15 protein-coding genes and 1 pseudogene are annotated in these 18,637 nt (G+C 74.1%); 8 read left to right on the forward strand and 8 right to left on the reverse strand.

Translation table 11 applies throughout. The features are described from left to right. Positions 1-10: 10 nt before the first annotated feature. Complete coding sequence (locus EAO77_RS33735; protein WP_147992140.1) at positions 11-799, reverse strand: SigB/SigF/SigG family RNA polymerase sigma factor; 789 nt, start codon at positions 797-799, stop codon at positions 11-13. Positions 800-1,148: 349 nt separating this feature from the next. Here EAO77_RS33735 and EAO77_RS33740 point away from each other — a divergent pair, with 349 nt between their 5' ends. Continuing rightward, entirely contained in the window at positions 1,149-1,544 is a 396-nt protein-coding gene (locus EAO77_RS33740) for an STAS domain-containing protein (protein WP_147992141.1), read from the forward strand. Between the two features lie 11 nt (positions 1,545-1,555). Then, entirely contained in the window at positions 1,556-2,002 is a 447-nt protein-coding gene (locus tag EAO77_RS33745; protein ID WP_147992142.1) for an ATP-binding protein, read from the forward strand. Positions 2,003-2,065: 63 nt separating this feature from the next. Here EAO77_RS33745 and EAO77_RS33750 read toward each other — a convergent pair whose 3' ends face one another. After that, positions 2,066-2,941: an RNA polymerase sigma factor SigF gene (locus EAO77_RS33750; protein WP_147992220.1), complete on the reverse strand. Its 876-nt coding sequence runs from the start codon at positions 2,939-2,941 to the stop codon at positions 2,066-2,068. A 123-nt stretch (positions 2,942-3,064) separates the two neighbouring features. Between EAO77_RS33750 and EAO77_RS40670 the strand changes: the two genes are divergently transcribed. From EAO77_RS40670 to EAO77_RS33760, 3 genes are all read left to right on the forward strand, one after another. Further along, positions 3,065-3,478 (forward strand): ATP-binding protein, encoded by a 414-nt coding sequence (locus EAO77_RS40670; protein ID WP_261994269.1) that lies wholly within the window; start codon positions 3,065-3,067, stop codon positions 3,476-3,478. Between the two features lie 134 nt (positions 3,479-3,612). Beyond that, positions 3,613-6,570 (forward strand): HAMP domain-containing protein, encoded by a 2,958-nt coding sequence (locus EAO77_RS33755; RefSeq protein ID WP_261994270.1) that lies wholly within the window; start codon positions 3,613-3,615, stop codon positions 6,568-6,570. 85 nt (positions 6,571-6,655) lie between these two features. Continuing rightward, the gene (locus EAO77_RS33760) at positions 6,656-6,847 is read left to right on the forward strand and encodes a hypothetical protein (RefSeq protein ID WP_147992144.1); all 192 of its coding nucleotides are present in this window, start codon (positions 6,656-6,658) and stop codon (positions 6,845-6,847) included. A 222-nt stretch (positions 6,848-7,069) separates the two neighbouring features. Here EAO77_RS33760 and EAO77_RS33765 read toward each other — a convergent pair whose 3' ends face one another. Continuing rightward, positions 7,070-9,334: a SpoIIE family protein phosphatase gene (locus tag EAO77_RS33765; RefSeq protein ID WP_222723729.1), complete on the reverse strand. Its 2,265-nt coding sequence runs from the start codon at positions 9,332-9,334 to the stop codon at positions 7,070-7,072. Positions 9,335-9,755: 421 nt separating this feature from the next. Here EAO77_RS33765 and EAO77_RS33770 point away from each other — a divergent pair, with 421 nt between their 5' ends. Continuing rightward, positions 9,756-9,995, forward strand: coding sequence for a DUF6158 family protein (locus EAO77_RS33770; RefSeq protein ID WP_147992145.1), 240 nt, complete (start codon positions 9,756-9,758; stop codon positions 9,993-9,995). Between the two features lie 132 nt (positions 9,996-10,127). Here EAO77_RS33770 and EAO77_RS33775 read toward each other — a convergent pair whose 3' ends face one another. The 4 genes from EAO77_RS33775 to EAO77_RS33790 all read right to left on the reverse strand — a co-directional run bounded on the left by EAO77_RS33775 (position 10,128) and on the right by EAO77_RS33790 (position 15,943). Continuing rightward, on the reverse strand, positions 10,128-10,685 hold the full coding sequence (locus EAO77_RS33775; protein ID WP_147992146.1) for a type 1 glutamine amidotransferase domain-containing protein: 558 nt from the start codon (positions 10,683-10,685) through the stop codon (positions 10,128-10,130). 170 nt (positions 10,686-10,855) lie between these two features. Next, positions 10,856-11,842 carry a methylmalonyl Co-A mutase-associated GTPase MeaB gene (gene meaB / locus EAO77_RS33780; RefSeq protein ID WP_147992147.1) on the reverse strand — a complete coding sequence of 329 codons (987 nt, stop codon included), beginning with the start codon at positions 11,840-11,842 and terminating at the stop codon, positions 10,856-10,858. A 4-nt stretch (positions 11,843-11,846) separates the two neighbouring features. Further along, complete coding sequence (gene scpA / locus EAO77_RS33785) at positions 11,847-14,054, reverse strand: methylmalonyl-CoA mutase (protein WP_147992148.1); 2,208 nt, start codon at positions 14,052-14,054, stop codon at positions 11,847-11,849. Then, entirely contained in the window at positions 14,054-15,943 is a 1,890-nt protein-coding gene (locus EAO77_RS33790; protein ID WP_147992149.1) for a methylmalonyl-CoA mutase family protein, read from the reverse strand. The genes scpA and EAO77_RS33790 overlap by 1 nt, the downstream gene beginning before the upstream one ends. A gap of 198 nt (positions 15,944-16,141) precedes the next feature. Between EAO77_RS33790 and EAO77_RS33795 the strand changes: the two genes are divergently transcribed. Further along, positions 16,142-16,369, forward strand: a complete 228-nt coding sequence (locus EAO77_RS33795) for a hypothetical protein (RefSeq protein WP_147992150.1) — start codon at positions 16,142-16,144, stop codon at positions 16,367-16,369. A gap of 153 nt (positions 16,370-16,522) precedes the next feature. Then, positions 16,523-18,385, forward strand: coding sequence for a transketolase (locus tag EAO77_RS33800; RefSeq protein WP_147992151.1), 1,863 nt, complete (start codon positions 16,523-16,525; stop codon positions 18,383-18,385). A gap of 61 nt (positions 18,386-18,446) precedes the next feature. On the opposite strand, the pseudogene EAO77_RS33805 reads toward EAO77_RS33800, so the two are convergent. After that, positions 18,447-18,637 (reverse strand): annotated as a pseudogene (locus EAO77_RS33805) (transketolase C-terminal domain-containing protein); the annotation flags it as partial.

Raw genomic sequence — 18,637 nt, forward strand, 5'->3', positions numbered from 1 at the left:
GGGACGCCGCTCAGGCGGCGTCCCGCATCACCTCGTCCCGCAACTGGTCGCAGCAGCGGCTGATGAGACGCGACACGTGCATCTGGGAGATCCCGAGGGTCTGCGCGATGCTGCTCTGCGTCATGTCGCGGAAGAAACGCATGTAGAGGATGTTCTGCTCGCGCTCCGGCAGTCGCCGCAGCCCGGGCTTGACCGCTTCCCGGTCGACGAGGACGTCGATGGCCGGGTCGGCCGAGCCCAGGGTGTCGCCGAGGCTGTACCCGTCGTCGGCGCCCGGGAGCTCCGTGTCGAGCGACAGGGCCGTGAAGCTCTCCAGGGCGTCCAGTCCGACGAGCGTGTCCTCCTCGCTGAGCCCGGCGCGTTCGGCGACCTCGGCGACCGTGGGGGAGCGGCCGGAGGTGGTGGAGACGAGGTCGCGGCGTGCGGTGCGGACGCGGTTGCGCAGGTCCTGCACGCGGCGCGGGACGTGCAGCGCCCACATGTGGTCGCGGAAGTGCCTCTTGACCTCCCCGACGACGGTGGGCACCGCGAAGCTCTCGAACGCCCCGCGTTCCGGATCGTAACGGTCGACGGCCTTCACCAGGCCGAGCGCGGCGACCTGCCGCAGATCCTCCAGGGACTCGCCGCGGTTGCGGAACCGGGCGGCGATCCGGTCGGCCATCGGCAGCCAGGCGGCGACGATGTCCTGGCGCAGCTCCTGCCGTTCCGGCCCGTCGTCGAGCTCCGCCATTCTCCTGAAGGCGGCCGAGGTGTCGGGTGCGTCGGAGTGGCTGTGCTTGCGGTGTGAGTGCTTGCGCATGATGTGCGGACTTCCTCGCAGGGGGTGAGGCCTCGAAGGAACGCGCCGCGGACGCGGCCCGGGCCGGTCTGTCGGCCGCGGTCCCCGCTCCGCGGGGCGTGCTCGCGCGGAGCACATGACGCGGCTGCCCGGGTCTTTCGTACGGAAACGTCGCGGAACGTGTTCTTCCGCCGGGACGTGTGCGGGGAGACCGCCGGGGCACCGGGTGTACGGCGGGCGGTCCGTGGGTACCCGTCGCGACGCGGGTGGGTCGCCCGCTCACCGGTGGCGCGTCCCGCGGCGCCGGTCGACGGCAGGTGAGGCAGGCCGGTCCGCCGGCGCCGGTACAGAGGTCGAGGAGGCGGAGCCCATGAATGCGTCGGGCACCGGGGAGCCCCCGGAGGAGGCGTCGGGCGACGGGCGTTTCGCCGTACGCGAGGGCAGCCGAGGGGGAGTGGTCGTCCTGTCGCTGGCCGGCGAACTCGACCACGACACGGCCGAGCCGCTGCGCGAGGCCCTCGCCCGGCACACCGGCACCGGGGCGGGACGGGTGCTCGTCGACCTCAGCGGCCTGACCTTCTGCGACTCCACGGGACTCAACGTGCTGCTCCACGCCCGGCTGGCCGCCCACGACACGGGCGGCAGCATCGAACTGGCCGGCCTCCGCCCGCCGGTGGCCCGGATGTTCGAGATCACGGGGGCCCACACCGTCTTCCGCGTCCACGCCGGCCTCGACGAGGCGCTGGCGCGCGAGCGGCCCGCGTGACGGGCGCCGTGATGCGTACCGGGCCGGACGGTCACCGCGGACAGACCAGGAGGCTGGCGCTGTTCGGCACCAGAGGTGTGGTCGGCCGCTGCCGCGACTTCACCCACGAGGCACTCCGCGACTGGGGGTGGCCGCGGGCCGACGGGCAGGAGCCCGGGAGCGATCCGCCCGGCGAACTCGTCGAGGACGTGCTGCTGCTCGTCTCGGAGATCGTCACCAATGCCTGCCTGCACGCGGGCGGACCGCAGGAACTGGCGCTCCACCAGGACGGCCGGCGGCTGCGCATCGAGGTCGCGGACGCCGATCCGGCACCCCCGCGGCGCCGCGCGCCGGGGGACCTGGCACAGCCCGGCGGCCACGGCCTGATCATCCTGGAGCGCCTCGCCCGGCGCTGGGGTTCCGAACCGCGGGGGACGGGCAAGGTGGTCTGGGCCGAGGTGCCGGTCCCGCCCGCCTGATCCGCTCTTCGCGCGCGACCGCGCGCCCGGCCCCGGAGCGGGGGCCGGGCGCGCCGGGGACGGTCAGACGGCCTCGTCCGTGAGGGCCTCGCGCAGGGTGGCGAGGATGCGGTGCAGCAGCCGCGAGACATGCATCTGCGACACTCCGAGCCGCTCGCCGATCTCCGACTGCGTCAGTTCCTCGCAGAAGCGCAGGGAGAGGATCAGCCTGTCCCGCTCGTCGAGGGAGGCGATCAGCGGCCGCAGCGCGGTCAGGTTCTCCACCAGGTCGTACGCCGGGTCCTCCGCGCCCAGCCGCCGCGCCACCCCGTTGCCGGTCTCCTCCTCGTCACCGGCGGCGGTGTCCAGCGACTGCGCGCTGTAGCCGTTCGACGCCAGCTCGCCCTCGATCACCTCCGCCTCGCTGACGTGCAGGTAGTCGGAGAGCTCGGGGGTGGTCGGCCGGTGGCCCAGTTCCTGCTCCAGCACGTCCATCGCCTTGGCCAGCTCTATCCGCAGCTCCTGCAGCCGGCGCGGCACCCGAACCGACCAGCTGGAGTCGCGGAAGTAGCGCTTGATCTCACCGACGATGGTCGGCAGGGCGAACGAGGCGAACTCCACCCCGCGCGAGACGTCGAAGCGGTTGATCGCCTTGATCAGGCCCACGGTGCCGACCTGGACGATGTCCTCCATCGGCTCCGCGCGGTTGCCGAACCGCAGTGCGGCGAACCTGACCAGGCTGAGGTTCAGCTCGACCAGAGTGTTGCGTACGTAGGCGTACTCGGGGGTCCCCTCCTCCAGCTCCGCCAGGCGCTCCAGCAAGGCGGCCGACAGCGATCGTGCGTCGGCCGGGCTGACCGCCGCGGGGTCGCCCGCCACCGGCACCGCGGCGGGGTGCGCGTCCTCGCGCGCCCCGGGGCCGGAGGCGGCTCCTGTGCGGGTCTGCACGGTCTCGAACATCTGGTGCCCTTCGCCGGGGGCCGAATCGTCCACGATGTGTGGGGAGACATGTCATTTGTCCCGGTTCAACCTTACTTCCCGATGTGCATGCTTTGCTGACCGGATCGGGGGAACCGGATGCGTATGGGACATGCATCCGAACTGCGTGCCACCGGGGAGACCAGGAGGTTCGTGCTCGAACAGGGCCCGGGTGTCGTCGGGCGATGCCGCGATCTGACGCGCGGGGCGCTCCACGACTGGTTCGGGTTCGCCGGCCCCGTGGTCGTGGGCGACATACTGCTGCTGGTCTCCGAGGTGGTCACCAACGCGTACCGGCACGGTGGCGCTCCGTACGAACTGGAGCTGGTGAGAGGACACGGGCGCCTCTGGGTCCAGGTCAGCGACGCCAGCCCCGAGCGCCCCCGTCCGCACGGCCCGCACCGGGCCGCCCGGGCCTCCGGCCACGGCCTGTACCTCCTGCAACGGCTCGCCGCCGACTGGGGCTGGGCGCGCCGCGGCCGCGGCAAATCGGTCTGGTTCGCGGTGGACGTGCCCTGATGGGGCCGCCACCCGCGCCCGCCCGGGCACGGGGTGGCGTCCTCGGGACGTCGTGCCACAGTGGAGGACGGAAAGGCCGCGCCCCGGCGCCGGACAGCCGGGGCGCGGTGAGCCGCCACCCGGTGAGGTCGCCGATGGACGTGTCAGCCCCCGGACCGGGCCCGGATACGGGCCGGGAGTCCGCCGCGCCGAGCGAGGAGGGTCTGCGGCGGCTGCTGGCCGGCCTCGTCGCGGTCCGCGACGGGGATCTGTCGGTCCGGCTCCCCGGTGACACCTCGCCCCTGCTCTCCGAGATCGCGGGCATCTACAACGGCATGGTCGACCAGCTCTCGCTGGTCACCTCGGAGGTCACCCGGGTGGCCCGCGAGGTCGGCGGACAGGGGCTGCTCGGCGGTCAGGCCCGGGAGCCGCGTGTCAGCGGCGCCTGGAGCGAGCTGACCTCGGGCGTGAACACCATGGCGGACAACCTGACGTCCCAGGTGCGCGCCATCGCGCAGGTCGCGACCGCGGTCGCCCGCGGCGACCTGACGCAGAAGATCCGGGTCGACGCCCGCGGGGAGATCCTGGAACTCAAGGAGACCATCAACACGATGGTCGACCGGCTGTCCTCCTTCGCGGAGGAGGTCGGCCGGGTGGCCCGCGAGGTCGGCACCGACGGGAACCTCGGCGGCCAGGCGACCGTGCGCGGCGTCTCCGGGACCTGGAAGGACCTGACCGACAACGTCAACTCGATGGCCACCAACCTGACCAACCAGGTCCGCAACATCGCCCAGGTCACCACCGCCGTCGCCAACGGCGACCTCACCCGCAGGATCGACGTGGACGCCCGCGGCGAGATCCTGGAGCTGAAGACGACCATCAACACGATGGTCGACCAGCTCTCCTCGTTCGCCGCCGAGGTCACCCGCGTCGCCCGCGAGGTCGGCAGCGAGGGCCGGCTCGGCGGCCAGGCCGAGGTCGAGGGCGTCTCCGGCACCTGGAAGCGCCTCACCGAGAACGTCAACGAACTGGCCGGCAACCTCACCCGCCAGGTGCGCGCCATCGCCCAGGTCACCGGCGCGGTCGCCGAGGGCGACCTCACCCGGTCCATCACCGTCGAGGCGCCGGGCGAGGTCGGCGAACTGAAGGACAACATCAACGCGATGGTCGAGTCGCTGCGCGCGACCATCCGCGCCAACGAGGAACAGGACTGGCTCAAGACCCACCTGGCCCGGATGTCCTCCCTGATGCAGGACGCCCGCAACGTCGACGCACTCGCCGAACGCATCATGGACGAGGTCCCGCCCCTGGTCAGGGCGGAGTACGGGAACTTCTTCCTCGCACGGGAGGCCTCCGGCGGCCGCGAACTCGTCCAGGTCGCGTCCTACGGCTCGTCCGAACCGCCCGGCGGGCCGCCCCGCGTCTTCCGGCTCGGGCAGTCGCTCGTCGGCCAGGCAGCCCGCAGCCGGCGGCCCGTCGAGGTCGACGACCTGCCGGCCGGGTACGCCACGGTCGCCAGCGGCACCGGCAGCGCCGACGCCGCCCACCTCCTGGTGCTGCCCGTGGTCCTGGAGGGGCAGGTCCTGGCCGTCGTCGAATTCGCCGCGCTGCGCCCGTTCACCGGAGTCCACCGCGACTTCCTCCACCGTTTCGTCGACAGCGTCGGCGTCAACGTCGGCACCCTCATCGCCAACAGCCGCACCGACGAACTGCTCGGCCGGTCCCAGCGGCTCACCGCCGAACTCAGCACCCGCTCCCAGCAACTCACGGCACGGCAGGAGGAGCTGCAGCGGTCCAACGCCGAACTGAAGGAGAAGGCGGCGCTGCTGGCCGACCGCAACCGCGACATCGAGCGCAAGAACCTGGAGATCGAGCAGGCCCGCCAGGAACTGGAGGCCCGCGCCCAGCAGCTGTCCCGGACCTCGATGTACAAGTCCGAGTTCCTGGCCAACATGAGCCACGAACTGCGCACCCCGCTGAACAGCCTGCTGATCCTCGCCCAGCTGCTGGCCCAGAACCTCGACGGCAACCTCACCGCCAAGCAGGTCGACTACGCGGAGGTCATCCACTCCGCCGGATCGGACCTGCTCCAGCTGATCAACGACATCCTCGACCTGTCCAAGGTCGAGGCGGGCAAGATGCCCGTCCACTTCGACGAGGTCGCCCTGCCGCAGCTGACGGAGTACGTCGAGGCGACGTTCCGCCCGGTCGCGGACGAACGCGACCTCGCCTTCGCGGTGATCGCCGAGCCCGGCACACCGGCGACGCTCCTCACCGACGAGGCCCGGCTCCGGCAGGTCCTGCGCAACCTGCTGTCCAACGCCCTCAAGTTCACCGACCACGGCAGGGTCGAACTGCGCGTCGCCACCGCGGGCGGGTCCGAGGTGCCGGCCGCGCTGCGCGACGCCGGCCCGGTGGTCGCCTTCCATGTGTGCGACACCGGCATCGGGATCCCCGAGGACCGGCTGCAGAGCATGTTCAACGCCTTCCAGCAGGGCGACGGAACCACCTCCCGCCACTACGGGGGCACCGGCCTCGGCCTGTCGATCAGCCGGGAGGTCGCGAAACTGCTCGGTGGCGCCATCGACGTCCGCAGCACCCCCGGACGCGGCAGCCGCTTCACCCTCTATCTGCCGGCCGGGGGCCGCGGCGGTTCCTCCGACGCCGCGACCGCCGACATCGGGGGGACCCCGGAGCCGGCCGTCCGGCCGTCCGGCGTCACCCCGCCGCCGGACGGCCGGGCCGTGCTCGTCGTCGACGACGACAGCCGCAACGTGTTCGCGCTGACCGAGGTCCTCAGGGGTGCCGGCATCCGGGTCGTGACGGCCGACAACGGCGCGGACGGCATCGCCCTCCTGCGCGGGGACGAGGACATCGGCCTGGTCGTCATGGACGTGATGATGGCGGGCATGGACGGCTACGCGGCCATCGCCGCGATCCGCGAACTGCCCCGCAACGCGGGGGTGCCGGTCATCGTGGTCACGGCCAAGGCGATGCCCGGCGACCGGGCCGAGGCGCTCGCGGCCGGCGCCGACGACTGGGTGGCCAAGCCCGTCGACACGGCGGAACTGCTCACGATGATCAGCGATCGCCTCGGAGCGGAGCCCGGATGACGAGCACCCCCGCCCCCGCCACGCCGCGCGCCCCGCCCGGGACGCGGCGCACCGACCGGACGGACACGAAAGGTGAGGAGAGAACATGATCATTGGCAGGGCCAAGGCCCGGCTGAAGCAGCTCCGGGGCCGGATGGAGGAGTCCGACGGCATCGTGCTGGAGAACGAGCGGCTGCGCGAGGAAGGCCGCAGGCGGGCCCAGCAGGGCCGGGAGGAGGAGGCGGCCGCCAAGGCCCGCGCCGCTGCCCGGCGCCGTGACCACGGCCCCTCGCACTGAGCGCCCGCCAGGGGCGCCTCCGCGCCCCCGGGCCTGCCCCGTCCCGAGGAACGGCAGGCCCGCCGGCGCGGTACCTGTCGCGCCGTGCCCGGCGCACCGGCCGTGCCGTGGCGGAAACCCCTGGCCGGCGCCTGCCCGGCAGGGGTTTCCGCATCGCCCGGCCGTGCGGCTGGTGCGACCACCGGGCGGGCGTGCCCCGTGCGGGCGCATGCCACGCCCGGGTCAGCCGACGCGGATCGCGACCACGCTCGTGTCGTCGTCCGTGTCGCCGGTGGCGCGGGTCAAAAGGCCCTCCACCTGGGCGTCGACGCTCGTCGCGCCCAGCGTCTCGGCGGTTCGGCACAGGGCCTCCAGACCCTTGTCCAGGCCGTCGTCGCGCCGCTCGACGAGGCCGTCGGTGTAGAGCAGCAGGGTGTCGCCGCGGCTGAGCCGCAGCGTCCGCTCCCGGTACGCGGCACCCCGGGCCGCCCCGAGCAGGACGTCGTACGGGGCCTCGACCAGGCGGGCGTGGCCGTCGCGCAGCAGGAGCGGCGGCAGATGGCCGGCGTTCGCCCAGCGCAGCACCCGGTCCGCGGGGTCGTACAGCGCGCACAGCGCCGTGGCCGTGGGCTTCCCCGGGACATGGAGCGTCACCTCGTTGAGCCACCCCATCAGGCGGCCGGGGTCGTGCCCGGTGAAGGCCAGCCCGCGCAGCGCGTTGCGCAGGGCCACCATGCCGGTCGCCGCGTCGATGCCGTGGCCGGCGACGTCGCCGACCGCCACCAGCACCCGGCCGCCGGGCAGCGGGAGCACGTCGAACCAGTCGCCGCCCACCCGGTACTCCGCCGCGGCGGGCCGGTAGCGGGCCGCGGCGGTGAGCCCGTGCAGGCTCCCCGCCGACGGCATCTGCGGCACGATCGCGCGCTGGAGCCGGAGCACCAGCCGGTGGCGCAGCACGGCCTGGGCCCGTACGGCCGTCAGCTGGTCGAACGTCGCGTTCAGCGCGACCTCCGCGTGGTACTCGGCCGAGACGTCCTGGTAGACGCCGGTGATCCCGGTCAGCCGAGCTCCGCTGAGCAGCGGCTCGGCCGCGATGCGCACATGGCGCGCGCCGCCGTCCGGGCGGATCAGGCGGACGACGGCCGAGGCGCCCTTGCGCCGGTCGAGCACGTCGCCGAGCAGCTCGGTGAAGGCGTCCGTGTCGTCGGGGTGCACCAGGGGGTTCAGCTCCACCAGGGGGACCGGGGCCGCGTCCTTCGCCATGCCGAAGATCGCGTAGGTCTCCTCCGTCCACGCCGAGGTGGCCGACCCGAGGTCGTCCTGGAACAGGGCCATGCCCTGGAGCCGGCCGACCGCCCTGCGCAGCGCCGTGCGCGTGTCGCTCGCCGTGTGCCAGAACACCACCGCCCGCTCGGCTCCGGCGGGCAGGACCCGTACGTCCAGCATCGGGTCCGACCCGCCCGGCGGATGCTCGGCGGGCAGCCGGGCGGCGCGCTGCGGCACCGCGACGTGCCAGGCGCGCCGTGCCATCGCCGTCACGTCCCGGTGCAGCAGCGGCAGCGCGGCCTCGACGGGCTCGCCGGCCGTCCGGTGTGCCCCGTCGAGCGCCTCGGCGGCCGCCCGGTTGACGTGCTCGACCGTCAGCGCGCCGGTGGCGCCGTCGCGGTGCAGTGTGAGGGCGGGATGGACCAGACAGTCCAGGAGGTCGTCGAGCGCGGGCACCGGGGCGGCCGGGTCGGAGCCCGCGCCGAGCAGCCGCCCCGCCACCTCCGTCAGCCGGGGGAGCTCGGCGCGCAGCCTTTCGTCGAACTCCGTGGCACGGGGCCAGACCACCAGGGCGAGACCGGCGTTCCGGCCGCGCATCCGCAGCGGGATCACGGCCCGCGCCGCCCGGGGCGACGGCCCCGGCAGACTCTCGCCGTCCGCGGTGCCGGCCGGCAGCCACACGGGCTCGCCGCCGGACAGCGCGGCCCGTACGGACGGCGGCGCGGCGGGCGGGATCCAGCGCCACTGGCCGGCCTCCAGAGCACAGACACCGGCGTGCCCCGCGAGTTCCAGGCATCCCGCGGACGTCAGCCGCCACAGCCACAGGGCCTCGGCGCCGAGCGGGTGCAGGCCGCCCTCCAGCAGCGTGCGCGCACCCCTCGCGACCGAGTCCTCGGTCTCCACGGCGGCGGTGACCCGGCGCAGCGTCCGGGCCTCCTGCCGGTGCGCAGGGCCGTCGGGCGGGGTGGACACGGCGAGGTACCCGGCGACGGAGTTCACGATGTCCGCGGCGAGTTCCGCGGGGGCGCAGCCGGCGGCCTCGGCGAGCCGGTGCAGATGCTCGGCGGCCTCGGCGGGCGGCAGCCCCAGCCGGGCGGCGAGGACCCCGGTCGCCACATCCGTCAGGTGCCGTCGCGCGACGTCGTCGCGCGCCCCGGCGCCGCCGGCGGGCTGCCGGGAGGGCGGCGGCGGTCCGTCCGGGCCGCCGTCGGGCCCGGGGGCACCGTGTGCAGCAGCGCTCACGACCACTCCCCTCTGCGGCGGCCGTGACGGCCGCCGGAAGCGCGCCCCTGTGGATTTTACGCGTGAGGGCCCCGGGGCGGCCCGGCGTCGCGTGCCGGCGGCGGCCGTCCGCGGGCCGTCCGCGGTGGGGCCCGGGCGGCTTCGCCTGCCGGGTGCGGGCTGCCCGTCGCCGACGGGTGCGTACCGGGCCAGGCGCGCGCCCGTGTCCGGGCGGGCCACGGGCACCGGGCCACAGGGCCGTTCGGGTGAACCCGCCCCGGCTCCGGCGGCCCCCGAGGGCCGGGCGGCCGACGCACCGCGCGGGGGTGCGCGGGCCCGGGGTGTGCGGGACCGGCCGGGGCGGGCCAGGCTGGATGGGTGAGCACCGGTGCCCGCGCTCGACGGCGGCGCACGGCAGGAAGACGGAAAGGGGACGGTTGACGTGAAGGAGACCGGGCGCCAGGGCGTCGATCCGGCGCAGCTGAGCGAGCAGGACCTGCTGCGCGAACTGGAGACGATCCACCGCAGCCGCCACGACACGCTGCTGTACGGCTCGTCCGCCGCCCTCGCGGCCCACGACGTGCGCATGGCCGATCTGGAGGCCGAGTACCTCAGGCGCCACCCGGACCGCCCCCCGGCCGCGGGCCGCACCCGTGAAGGCGCCCGCGCCCGGGAGAGCTGACCGGCCGCACCGGGGCGCTCCGCGGCCCCCGGTACCGCCGGGGGCCGCCCCGTCCGCCCCCGGCGCCGGACACAGGGCTGTGGCCCACCCTTCCCGGGTGGGGCCACAGCCCTGTGTCCGGCCGGTCCCGTGTCAGCGCCCGGCGCCCACCCCCGCCGCCTTCGCGAACTCGGCGGTGAACGCCTCGCAGAACGCCTTCAGATCGTCCGGCTTGCGGCTGGTGATCAGCGTGCTCGGTGTGGCGGTGCAGACCTTCACCTGCTCGTCCACCCAGGTTCCGCCGGCGTTGCGGATGTCGGTGGCCAGGCTCGGCCACGAGGTCAGGGTGCGGCCGCGCACCAGGTCCGCCTCCACCAGCGTCCAGGGCGCGTGGCAGATCGCCGCGATCGGCTTGCCCGCCTCGGCGAACGCCTTCACGAACGCGACGGCGTCCTCGTCCATGCGCAGGGCGTCCGGGTTCGCCACACCGCCGGGCAGCACCAGGGCGTCGTAGTCGTCGGCCGATGCCTCGGAGACCACCTGGTCGACGGGGAAGGTGTCGGCCGCATCGAGGTGGTTGAAGGCCTGGACCGTGCCCGGCCGCGTGGAGATCAGCCGGGGCTCGTCACCGGCGTCCTTCACCGCCTGCCACGGGTCGGTGAGCTCGATCTGCTCCACACCTTCGTGCGCGGTCAGAAATGCGATCAGCATGCTGCGCTCCTCCCTCGGGTCGTCCCGTCGCCGGCCGATCCGGTCCCGCGCCGGCGACCACGGACGGGTACCCGTCCCACCGCAGCCGACACCCCACCGCACAGCCGACACCCCACGGCAGCCGGCACCCCGCGGCGACGAGGCGCCGCGGGGCGTCGGCACGGCGCGGATCAGGGTGTGCGGCCGAACGCCTCCAGGATGCGCTGCGCCGCGAGCGTCGCCGTCAGCTCCCCGTCGCGGACCTGCTGTTCGACACCGGGCGCCGCCGCGCGGACGGCGGGGTGCCGGTGCAGACGCTCCCTGAGAGTCTCGTGGACCATCGCCCACGTCCAGCCGATCTGCTGGTCCCGCCGCTTGGCGGCGAGCCTGCCGGTCGAGTCCAGCAGCGCTCGGTGCTGTTCCAGCCGCTCCCACACCGTGTCGAGGCCGGTGTTCTCCCGGGCGCTGCACGAGAGCACCGGGGGAGTCCAGGCTGCGTCCGCGGGATGCATCAGGCGCAGCGCGCCCGCCAGTTCACGGGCGGCGGCGCGCGCGTCGCGCTCGTGGGGGCCGTCGGCCTTGTTGACGGTGATCACGTCGGCCAGCTCCAGCACCCCCTTCTTGATGCCCTGGAGCTGGTCACCGGTGCGGGCGAGGCTCAGCAGCAGGAAGGAGTCGACCATGTCGGCGACGGCGGTCTCCGACTGGCCGACGCCCACGGTCTCGACCAGCACGACGTCGTAGCCCGCGGCCTCCATCACGATCATCGTCTCGCGGGTCGCCTTGGCGACGCCGCCGAGCGTGCCGGCGCTGGGGGAGGGGCGCACGAAGGCGGCCGGGTCGACCGAGAGACGCTCCATCCGCGTCTTGTCGCCGAGGATGGACCCGCCGGTACGGGTGGACGACGGGTCCACCGCGAGGACGGCGACCCGGTGGCCCAGGCCGGTCAGCATGGTTCCGAGGGCGTCGATGAACGTGGACTTGCCCACGCCGGGCACACCGCTGATGCCCACCCGCCGCGCCTCGCCGGTGTACGGCAGCAGCTCCGTGAGCAGCTGCTGGGCGAGCACCTTGTGGTCGGGGCGGGTGGACTCGACGAGCGTGACGGCGCGCGCGATGTACGCCCGCGAGCCGTCCCGCACGCCTTTGACGTAGGCGTCGATGTCGATCGTCGGCATGGCCCTAGAGCTGCTCGTGGCCGAGCGAGCCGGCGAGGGTGCGCACCAGGTCCCGGGCCGCGTCCGGGATCACGGTCCCCGGCGGGAAGACCGCGGCCGCACCCGCGTCGTGCAGCGCCTGCACGTCCTGCGGGGGGATCACGCCGCCGACGACGATCATGATGTCCTCGCGTCCCTCCGCCGCCAGCTCCTCGCGCAGCGCGGGCACCAGTGTGAGATGCCCCGCGGCCAGCGACGAGACACCGACGATGTGCACGTCGGCCTCGACCGCCTGCCGGGCCACCTCGCCCGGCGTCTGGAACAGCGGGCCGACGTCCACGTCGAAGCCCAGGTCTGCGAAGGCCGTCGCGATCACCTTCTGGCCGCGGTCGTGACCGTCCTGGCCCATCTTGGCCACCAGGATGCGGGGCCTGCGGCCCTCGGCCTCCTCGAAGGCGTCGACCAGGGCACGGGTACGGTCCACGGACGGTGACATGCCTGCCTCGTTCCGGTACACACCGGAGATCGTACGGATCTGGCCCGCGTGCCTGCCGTACACCTTCTCCAGGGCGTCGGAGATCTCCCCGACGGTCGCCTTGGCCCGCGCCGCGTCCACGGCCAGCGCGAGCAGATTGCCCTCCAGCGAGCCGCCCTTCGACGGCTGCGAACCGGCGGCGGCCGTGAGCGCCCGCAGCGCGTCCTGGCAGGCCGCCTCGTCGCGCTCGGCCCGCAGCCGGCGCAGCTTCTCCACCTGCTGGGCGCGCACCTGGGAGTTCTCGACCTTGAGCACGTCGATCTGCTCGTCGGACTCCACCCGGTACTTGTTGACGCCGATCACCGGCTGCCGGCCGGAGTCGATGCGCGCCTGGGTACGGGCGGCCGCCTCCTCGACCCGCAGCTTCGGGATGCCGGCGTCGATGGCCTTCGCCATACCGCCCGCGGCCTCGACCTCCTCGATGTGCGCCCAGGCGCGGCGGGCGAGGTCGTGCGTCAGGCGTTCCACGTACGCGCTGCCGCCCCACGGGTCGATGACCCGGTTGGTGCCCGACTCCTGCTGGAGCAGGAGCTGGGTGTTGCGGGCGATGCGCGCCGAGAAGTCCGTCGGCAGGGCGAGCGCCTCGTCCAGCGCGTTGGTGTGCAGCGACTGGGTGTGCCCCTGGGTCGCCGCCATCGCCTCGATGCAGGTGCGGGTGACGTTGTTGAAGACGTCCTGCGCGGTCAGCGACCAGCCGGAGGTCTGCGAATGGGTGCGCAGCGACAGCGACTTGGGGTTCTTCGGGTCGAAGGTCCGCACGAGCTTCGCCCACAGCAGCCGCGCGGCGCGGAGCTTGGCGACCTCCATGAAGAAGTTCATGCCGATCGCCCAGAAGAAGGACAGCCGCGGCGCGAAGGCGTCCACGTCCAGCCCCGCCCCGATACCGGCCCGCAGGTACTCCATGCCGTCGGCCAGCGTGTACGCGAGCTCCAGGTCGGCCGTGGCTCCGGCCTCCTGGATGTGGTAGCCGGAGATCGAGATGGAGTTGTAGCGCGGCATCTTCTGCGAGGTGAACGCGAAGATGTCCGAGATGATCCGCATCGACGGGCCGGGCGGATAGATGTAGGTGTTGCGGACCATGAACTCCTTGAGGATGTCGTTCTGAATGGTCCCGGCCAGCTTCTCGGGCGGTACGCCCTGCTCCTCGGCGGCCACGATGTACAGCGCCAGCACGGGCAGCACGGCGCCGTTCATCGTCATCGACACGCTCATGCGGTCCAGCGGGATGCCGTCGAACAGCTGCCGCATGTCGTAGATCGAGTCGATCGCCACGCCCGCCATGCCGACGTCGCCCGTCACCCGGGGGTGGTCGCTGTCGTAGCCGCGGTGGGTCGGCAGGTCGAAGGCGACGGAGAGGCCCTTCTGGCCGGCCGCGAGGTTGCGCCGGTAGAAGGCGTTCGACTCCTCGGCCGTCGAGAACCCGGCGTACTGACGGATCGTCCAGGGCTGGTTGACGTACATCGTCGGGTAGGGGCCGCGCAGATACGGCGCCATGCCGGGGAAGGTGCCGAGGAAGTCGAGACCTTCCACGTCCCGCCCGGTGTACAGCGGCTTGACCGGGATGCCCTCGGGGGTCTCCCAGACCAGCTCCCCGGCGTCCTTGCCGGTGGCCTCCTCGACCGCCGCACGCCACTCGTCCTCGGTCGCCGGGCCCGATGCCGTGCCCAGCTCGATCCCCGTGAAGTCAGGGATGCCCATCACGCCACTCCGATCCGGTCGAGGACGGAGCCCAGGACGGCGACCGCGTCGCCGCCCGCGACGACGAACTCGTCGACCCCGGCCTTCTCGTAGGTCTCACGCAGGTCCCCGGGCCGCCCGGCGAGGAACACCCGCAGGGCGCCCGCCGCCTTCAGTGCCTCGGCCACGGGGGCGGCCTGCTCGGCGTAGAGCGCGTCGCTGGAGCAGACGCACGCCACCTGCGCCCCGCTCGCCGCGAAGGCGGCCGCCGCCGACGCGGCGTCCACGGTCACCGGGTCGTGCACCGGCTCGATGCCGCCGGCCTGGAAGAGGTTGGCCGCGAAACCGGCCCGCGCGGTGTGCGCTGCGGCCGGGCCGAGCGCGGCGAGGAACACCTTCGGCCGGGCACCGGTGGCCGCGAGGTGGGCGTCGGAACGGGCCCGCAGGGCCTCGAACGCCTCGTCCCTGCGCACCACGGGCAGTCCGCCGCGGGGCCGTGCGGGCGCCGGGTCGCGGACCACCGCGGTCTCGGCCAGCAGCGGGAACTCGCTGACGCCGGTGACCGGTTCGCGGCGGGTGGCCAGCTTCCGGCTCCGGGCCTGCCAGGTGGTGCCGATCCGGTCGGCCACCAGCCCGTCGCGCAGCGCCGCCGCCTGGCCGCCCGCGCCCTCGATCTCCTGGAACCACGCCCAGGCCGCCTGCGCCAGCTCCCGGGTGAGACGCTCCACGTACCAGGAGCCGCCCGCCGGGTCGACGACCCGGCCGAGGTGGGACTCCTCCATGAGGATGGTCGACGTGTTGCGGGCGATGCGCCGCGCGAAGGCGTCCGGCAGGCCGAGCGCGTGGTCGAAGGGGAGCACGGTCACCGCGTCGGCGCCGCCCACTCCGGCGGCCATCGAGGCGACCGTCGTGCGCAGCATGTTCACCCACGGGTCGCGGCGCGACATCATCACGGACGAGGTCACCGCGTGCTGCACCTGCGCGGCCGCCGCACCGGCGACCCCGCTGACCTCCGCGACCCGCGCCCACAGCCGGCGCGCGGCCCGCAGCTTCGCGATCGTCAGGAACTGGTCGGCGCTCGCCGCGTAACGGAACTCCAGCTGGCTCGCGGCCGTCCCGGCGTCCAGACCGGCCGCCGTGAGCTCACGCAGCCACGCCACGCCGGTCGCCAGGGAACAGCCCAGCTCCTGGGCCGCGCTCGCGCCCGCCTCGTGGTAGGGCAGCGCGTCCACGACCACGGCCCGCAGACCGGGGTGGCCGGCGGCGCAGCGCGCCGCGAGCGCGGCGGCCGCGGCCGTCCCCGGGGCGACGGCGTCGTGGTCGCCGGTGCGCGCCGCGTGCCCGAACGGGTCGGCGCCGAGGTTGCCGAGCGCGGCCGACGGGGCGACGCCCCGCTCCGCGTACAGGGCGAACAGGGCCTCGGCCGCCGCCTCGAAGCCGGCGCCCGCGTCGAGCACCACGGGCGCGAGGTCCAGCAGCACGCCGTCGAGGGCCGTGCCGAGGGCGTCGACGGGCACGCCGCCCTCGCCGACGGTCAGCCACAGCGAGGTGACGCCGTTCTCCAGGTCGCCGAGGACCGCCTCGTTCGTCCGCACCGGATCGGGCCGGTCGTGGCGCTGGCGCACGTCCCAGCCGGACACGGCGCCGCCCTCGGGGCGGGCGCCGCGGGTGAACGGAGCGAATCCGGGCAGCCCGGTGTCGTCTGCGGAGTCCGCGCCGTCGGCGGTGTACAGGGGACGGGTGGTGATCCCGTCCTCCAGAGCCGTGGACAGCGCGTCCTCCGCCGCCGAACCCTGGGCGTCCTTGCCTGCTTTGCGCAGCACGCCCTCGACGAGGCGCTGCCACTCTTCGCGGGTCGCACCAGGGAATTCGGCGGCCAGTGTGAACCCGTCATCGGGGAGGACCGTCATGGCCATGATGCTAGACAGCGCCACGGCCGTGACGGAGCCCCTATCTTCTGTGACCTTGCACTCTCCGGTCCGCACTTGATCGCTCGCACTGTGTGCACTAACCGGGACATGACCGCGTGCCGGTCGGGTACCCGAGACAGCGAAACAGCAGCACACAGCACGGACAGCGCACAGCAACGACCGAGAGAGGTGATCCGCGTGGGTATCGGCGGATGCATCATCCTGATCGCCGCAGGGGCGATCCTGACGTTCGGCACCGACTGGGAAGTCGAGGGTGCCAACCTCGACGTGGTGGGGTTGATCCTGATGGCGGTGGGGCTGATAGGGGTCGCCACGTTCACCAGCATCGCCAAGCGCCGCCGCGTCGTGGTCCCGCCGGCCACGCCCGTCGTCGAGGACCGGACCGTACGCCGCACCTACGAGTGAGCGGCGGGGCCCGCCGGGACACCCGGAGCGAGGGCCCGCCACCGCGCGTGACCGGATGCGGGCGGCCCGCCCGGCGTTTGACGGCCGGGGGGCCGGGCACCCGCACACTTCCGGGCGCGCCCCGTCCCGCTCCCCGTCCCCAAGGAGCCGACCATGCGAGTCTCCACGGCTCATGACGAACAACTGGCAGAGCTCGGACAGCAGTTGAGGGTCGATGCGGTTCGTGCCGCCGACGCCGCCGGATCGGGGCACCCCACCTCGTCCATGTCCGCGGCCGACATCGCCGCCGTCCTGCTCGCCCGTCATCTGCGCTACGACTTCGACCGGCCCGAGCACCCCGGAAACGACCGGCTCGTCCTGTCCAAGGGCCACGCCTCGCCCCTCCTGTACGCGCTCTACCGGGCCGCGGGCGCCATCGACACGGCCGAGCTGCTCACCTTCCGCTCCCGTGACAGCCGGCTGGAGGGCCACCCCACGCCCCGGCTGCCGTGGGTCGACGTCGCCACCGGCTCCCTGGGCCAGGGACTGCCGGTCGGCGTGGGCATGGCGCTGGCCGGCAAGCGGCTGGACCGGGCCCCCTACCGGGTCTGGGTGCTCTCCGGCGACAGCGAGATGGCCGAGGGCTCCGTCTGGGAGGCCGTCGAGCACGCGGCGTACGAGCACCTGGACAACCTGACCCTGATCGTCGACGTCAACCGCCTCGGCCAGCGCGGGCCCACCCGGTTCGGCCGGGACGTGGACGCCTACGCCCGGCGGCTGGAGGCCTTCGGCTGGCACACGCTGCGCATCGACGGCCACGACGTGACGGCGATCGACGCCGCCCTCTCCGACGCGGCCGCCACCACCGGCCGGCCGACCGCCGTCATCGCCGGCACCGACAAGGGCCACGGCGTCGCGGAGGTCGAGGACCAGGAGGGCCGGCACGGCAAGCCGCTGCCCGACGCGGAGGCGGCGATCAGGGAACTCGGCGGGGTCCGCGACGCGCGTGTCGACGTCGCCCCGCCGCACGAGGCGCCCGCGCGGCCCGGCCGGACGGCCGGCGACCCGGGGCTGCCGGAGTACGCCGTGGGCGACGAGGTCGCCACCCGCACCGCGTACGGACAGGCGCTGGCCGCGCTCGGCGCCGCTCGCGACGACGTCGTCGTCCTCGACGCCGAGGTCGGCGACTCGACCCGCGCCGAGTACTTCGAGAAGGAGCACCCCGAGCGGTACTTCCAGTGCTACATCGCCGAACAGCAGATGGTCGCCGCGGCGGTCGGCATGGCGGTCCGCGGCTGGACCCCTTACGCCTGCACCTTCGCCGCGTTCCTCACCCGCGCCCACGACTTCGTGCGGATGGCCGCCGTCAGCCGGGCCTCCGTCAAACTGGCCGGCTCGCACGCCGGCGTCTCCATCGGGGAGGACGGCCCCTCGCAGATGGGCCTGGAGGACCTCGCGATGTTCCGCGCGGTTCCCGGCAGCACGGTGCTCTACCCCTGCGACGCCCCGCAGACCGCCCGGCTGGTCGCCGCGACGGCCGACGTGCCGGGCATCGTCTACCTGCGCACCACCCGCTCCGACACCCCCGTGCTCTACGGGCCGGACGAGGAGTTCCCCGTCGGCGGCGCCAAGGTGCTGCGCTCCTCGCCCCGCGACCGGGCGTGCGTGGTCGCCGCCGGGATCACCGTCCACGAGTCCCTCGCGGCGGCGCGGATCCTGGAACGCGAGGGCATCTCCGTCCGGGTCGTCGACGCCTACTCCGTCAAGCCCGTGGACACCGCCACGCTCCAGCAGGCGGCGGACGAGACCGGCTGCCTGATCACGGTCGAGGACCACCGTCTGGAGGGCGGTCTCGGCGACGCCGTCGCCGAGGCCTTCGCCGACGGCCGCCCCGTGCCCCGGCTGGTGCGGCTCGGTGTACGCGGTGTCCCCGGGTCCGCGACCGGCGCCGAACAGCTGCACGCCGCGGGCATCGACGCCGAGTCCGTCGCCGCCGCCGTGCGGCTGCTCGTCGCGGAGGCGATGGTGAGTCCATGACCACCTGCCGCACCGGGCGTGCCGGGCCGGCGAGGGCCGGCCCGGCGCCCCGCCGCACGCCGGACGCGGACCCGGGGACACCGCGTACACCGAGCCGCACCAGCCGGGGCACGGGGCGGCCGTCGGCGAAGGCCTCGGCGACGGCGTCGCCGAGACCGCCCTCCAGACGGTGGTCCTCGACCGTGATCAGGCAGCCGGTCTCGTCCGCCGCCTGCTGGAGCGTGGCGGTGTCCACGGGCTTGACGGAGTAGG

Origin of the sequence: Streptomyces sp. T39 (assembly GCF_008042045.1) — a bacterium.
Taxonomy (GTDB): Bacteria; Actinomycetota; Actinomycetes; order Streptomycetales; family Streptomycetaceae; genus Streptomyces.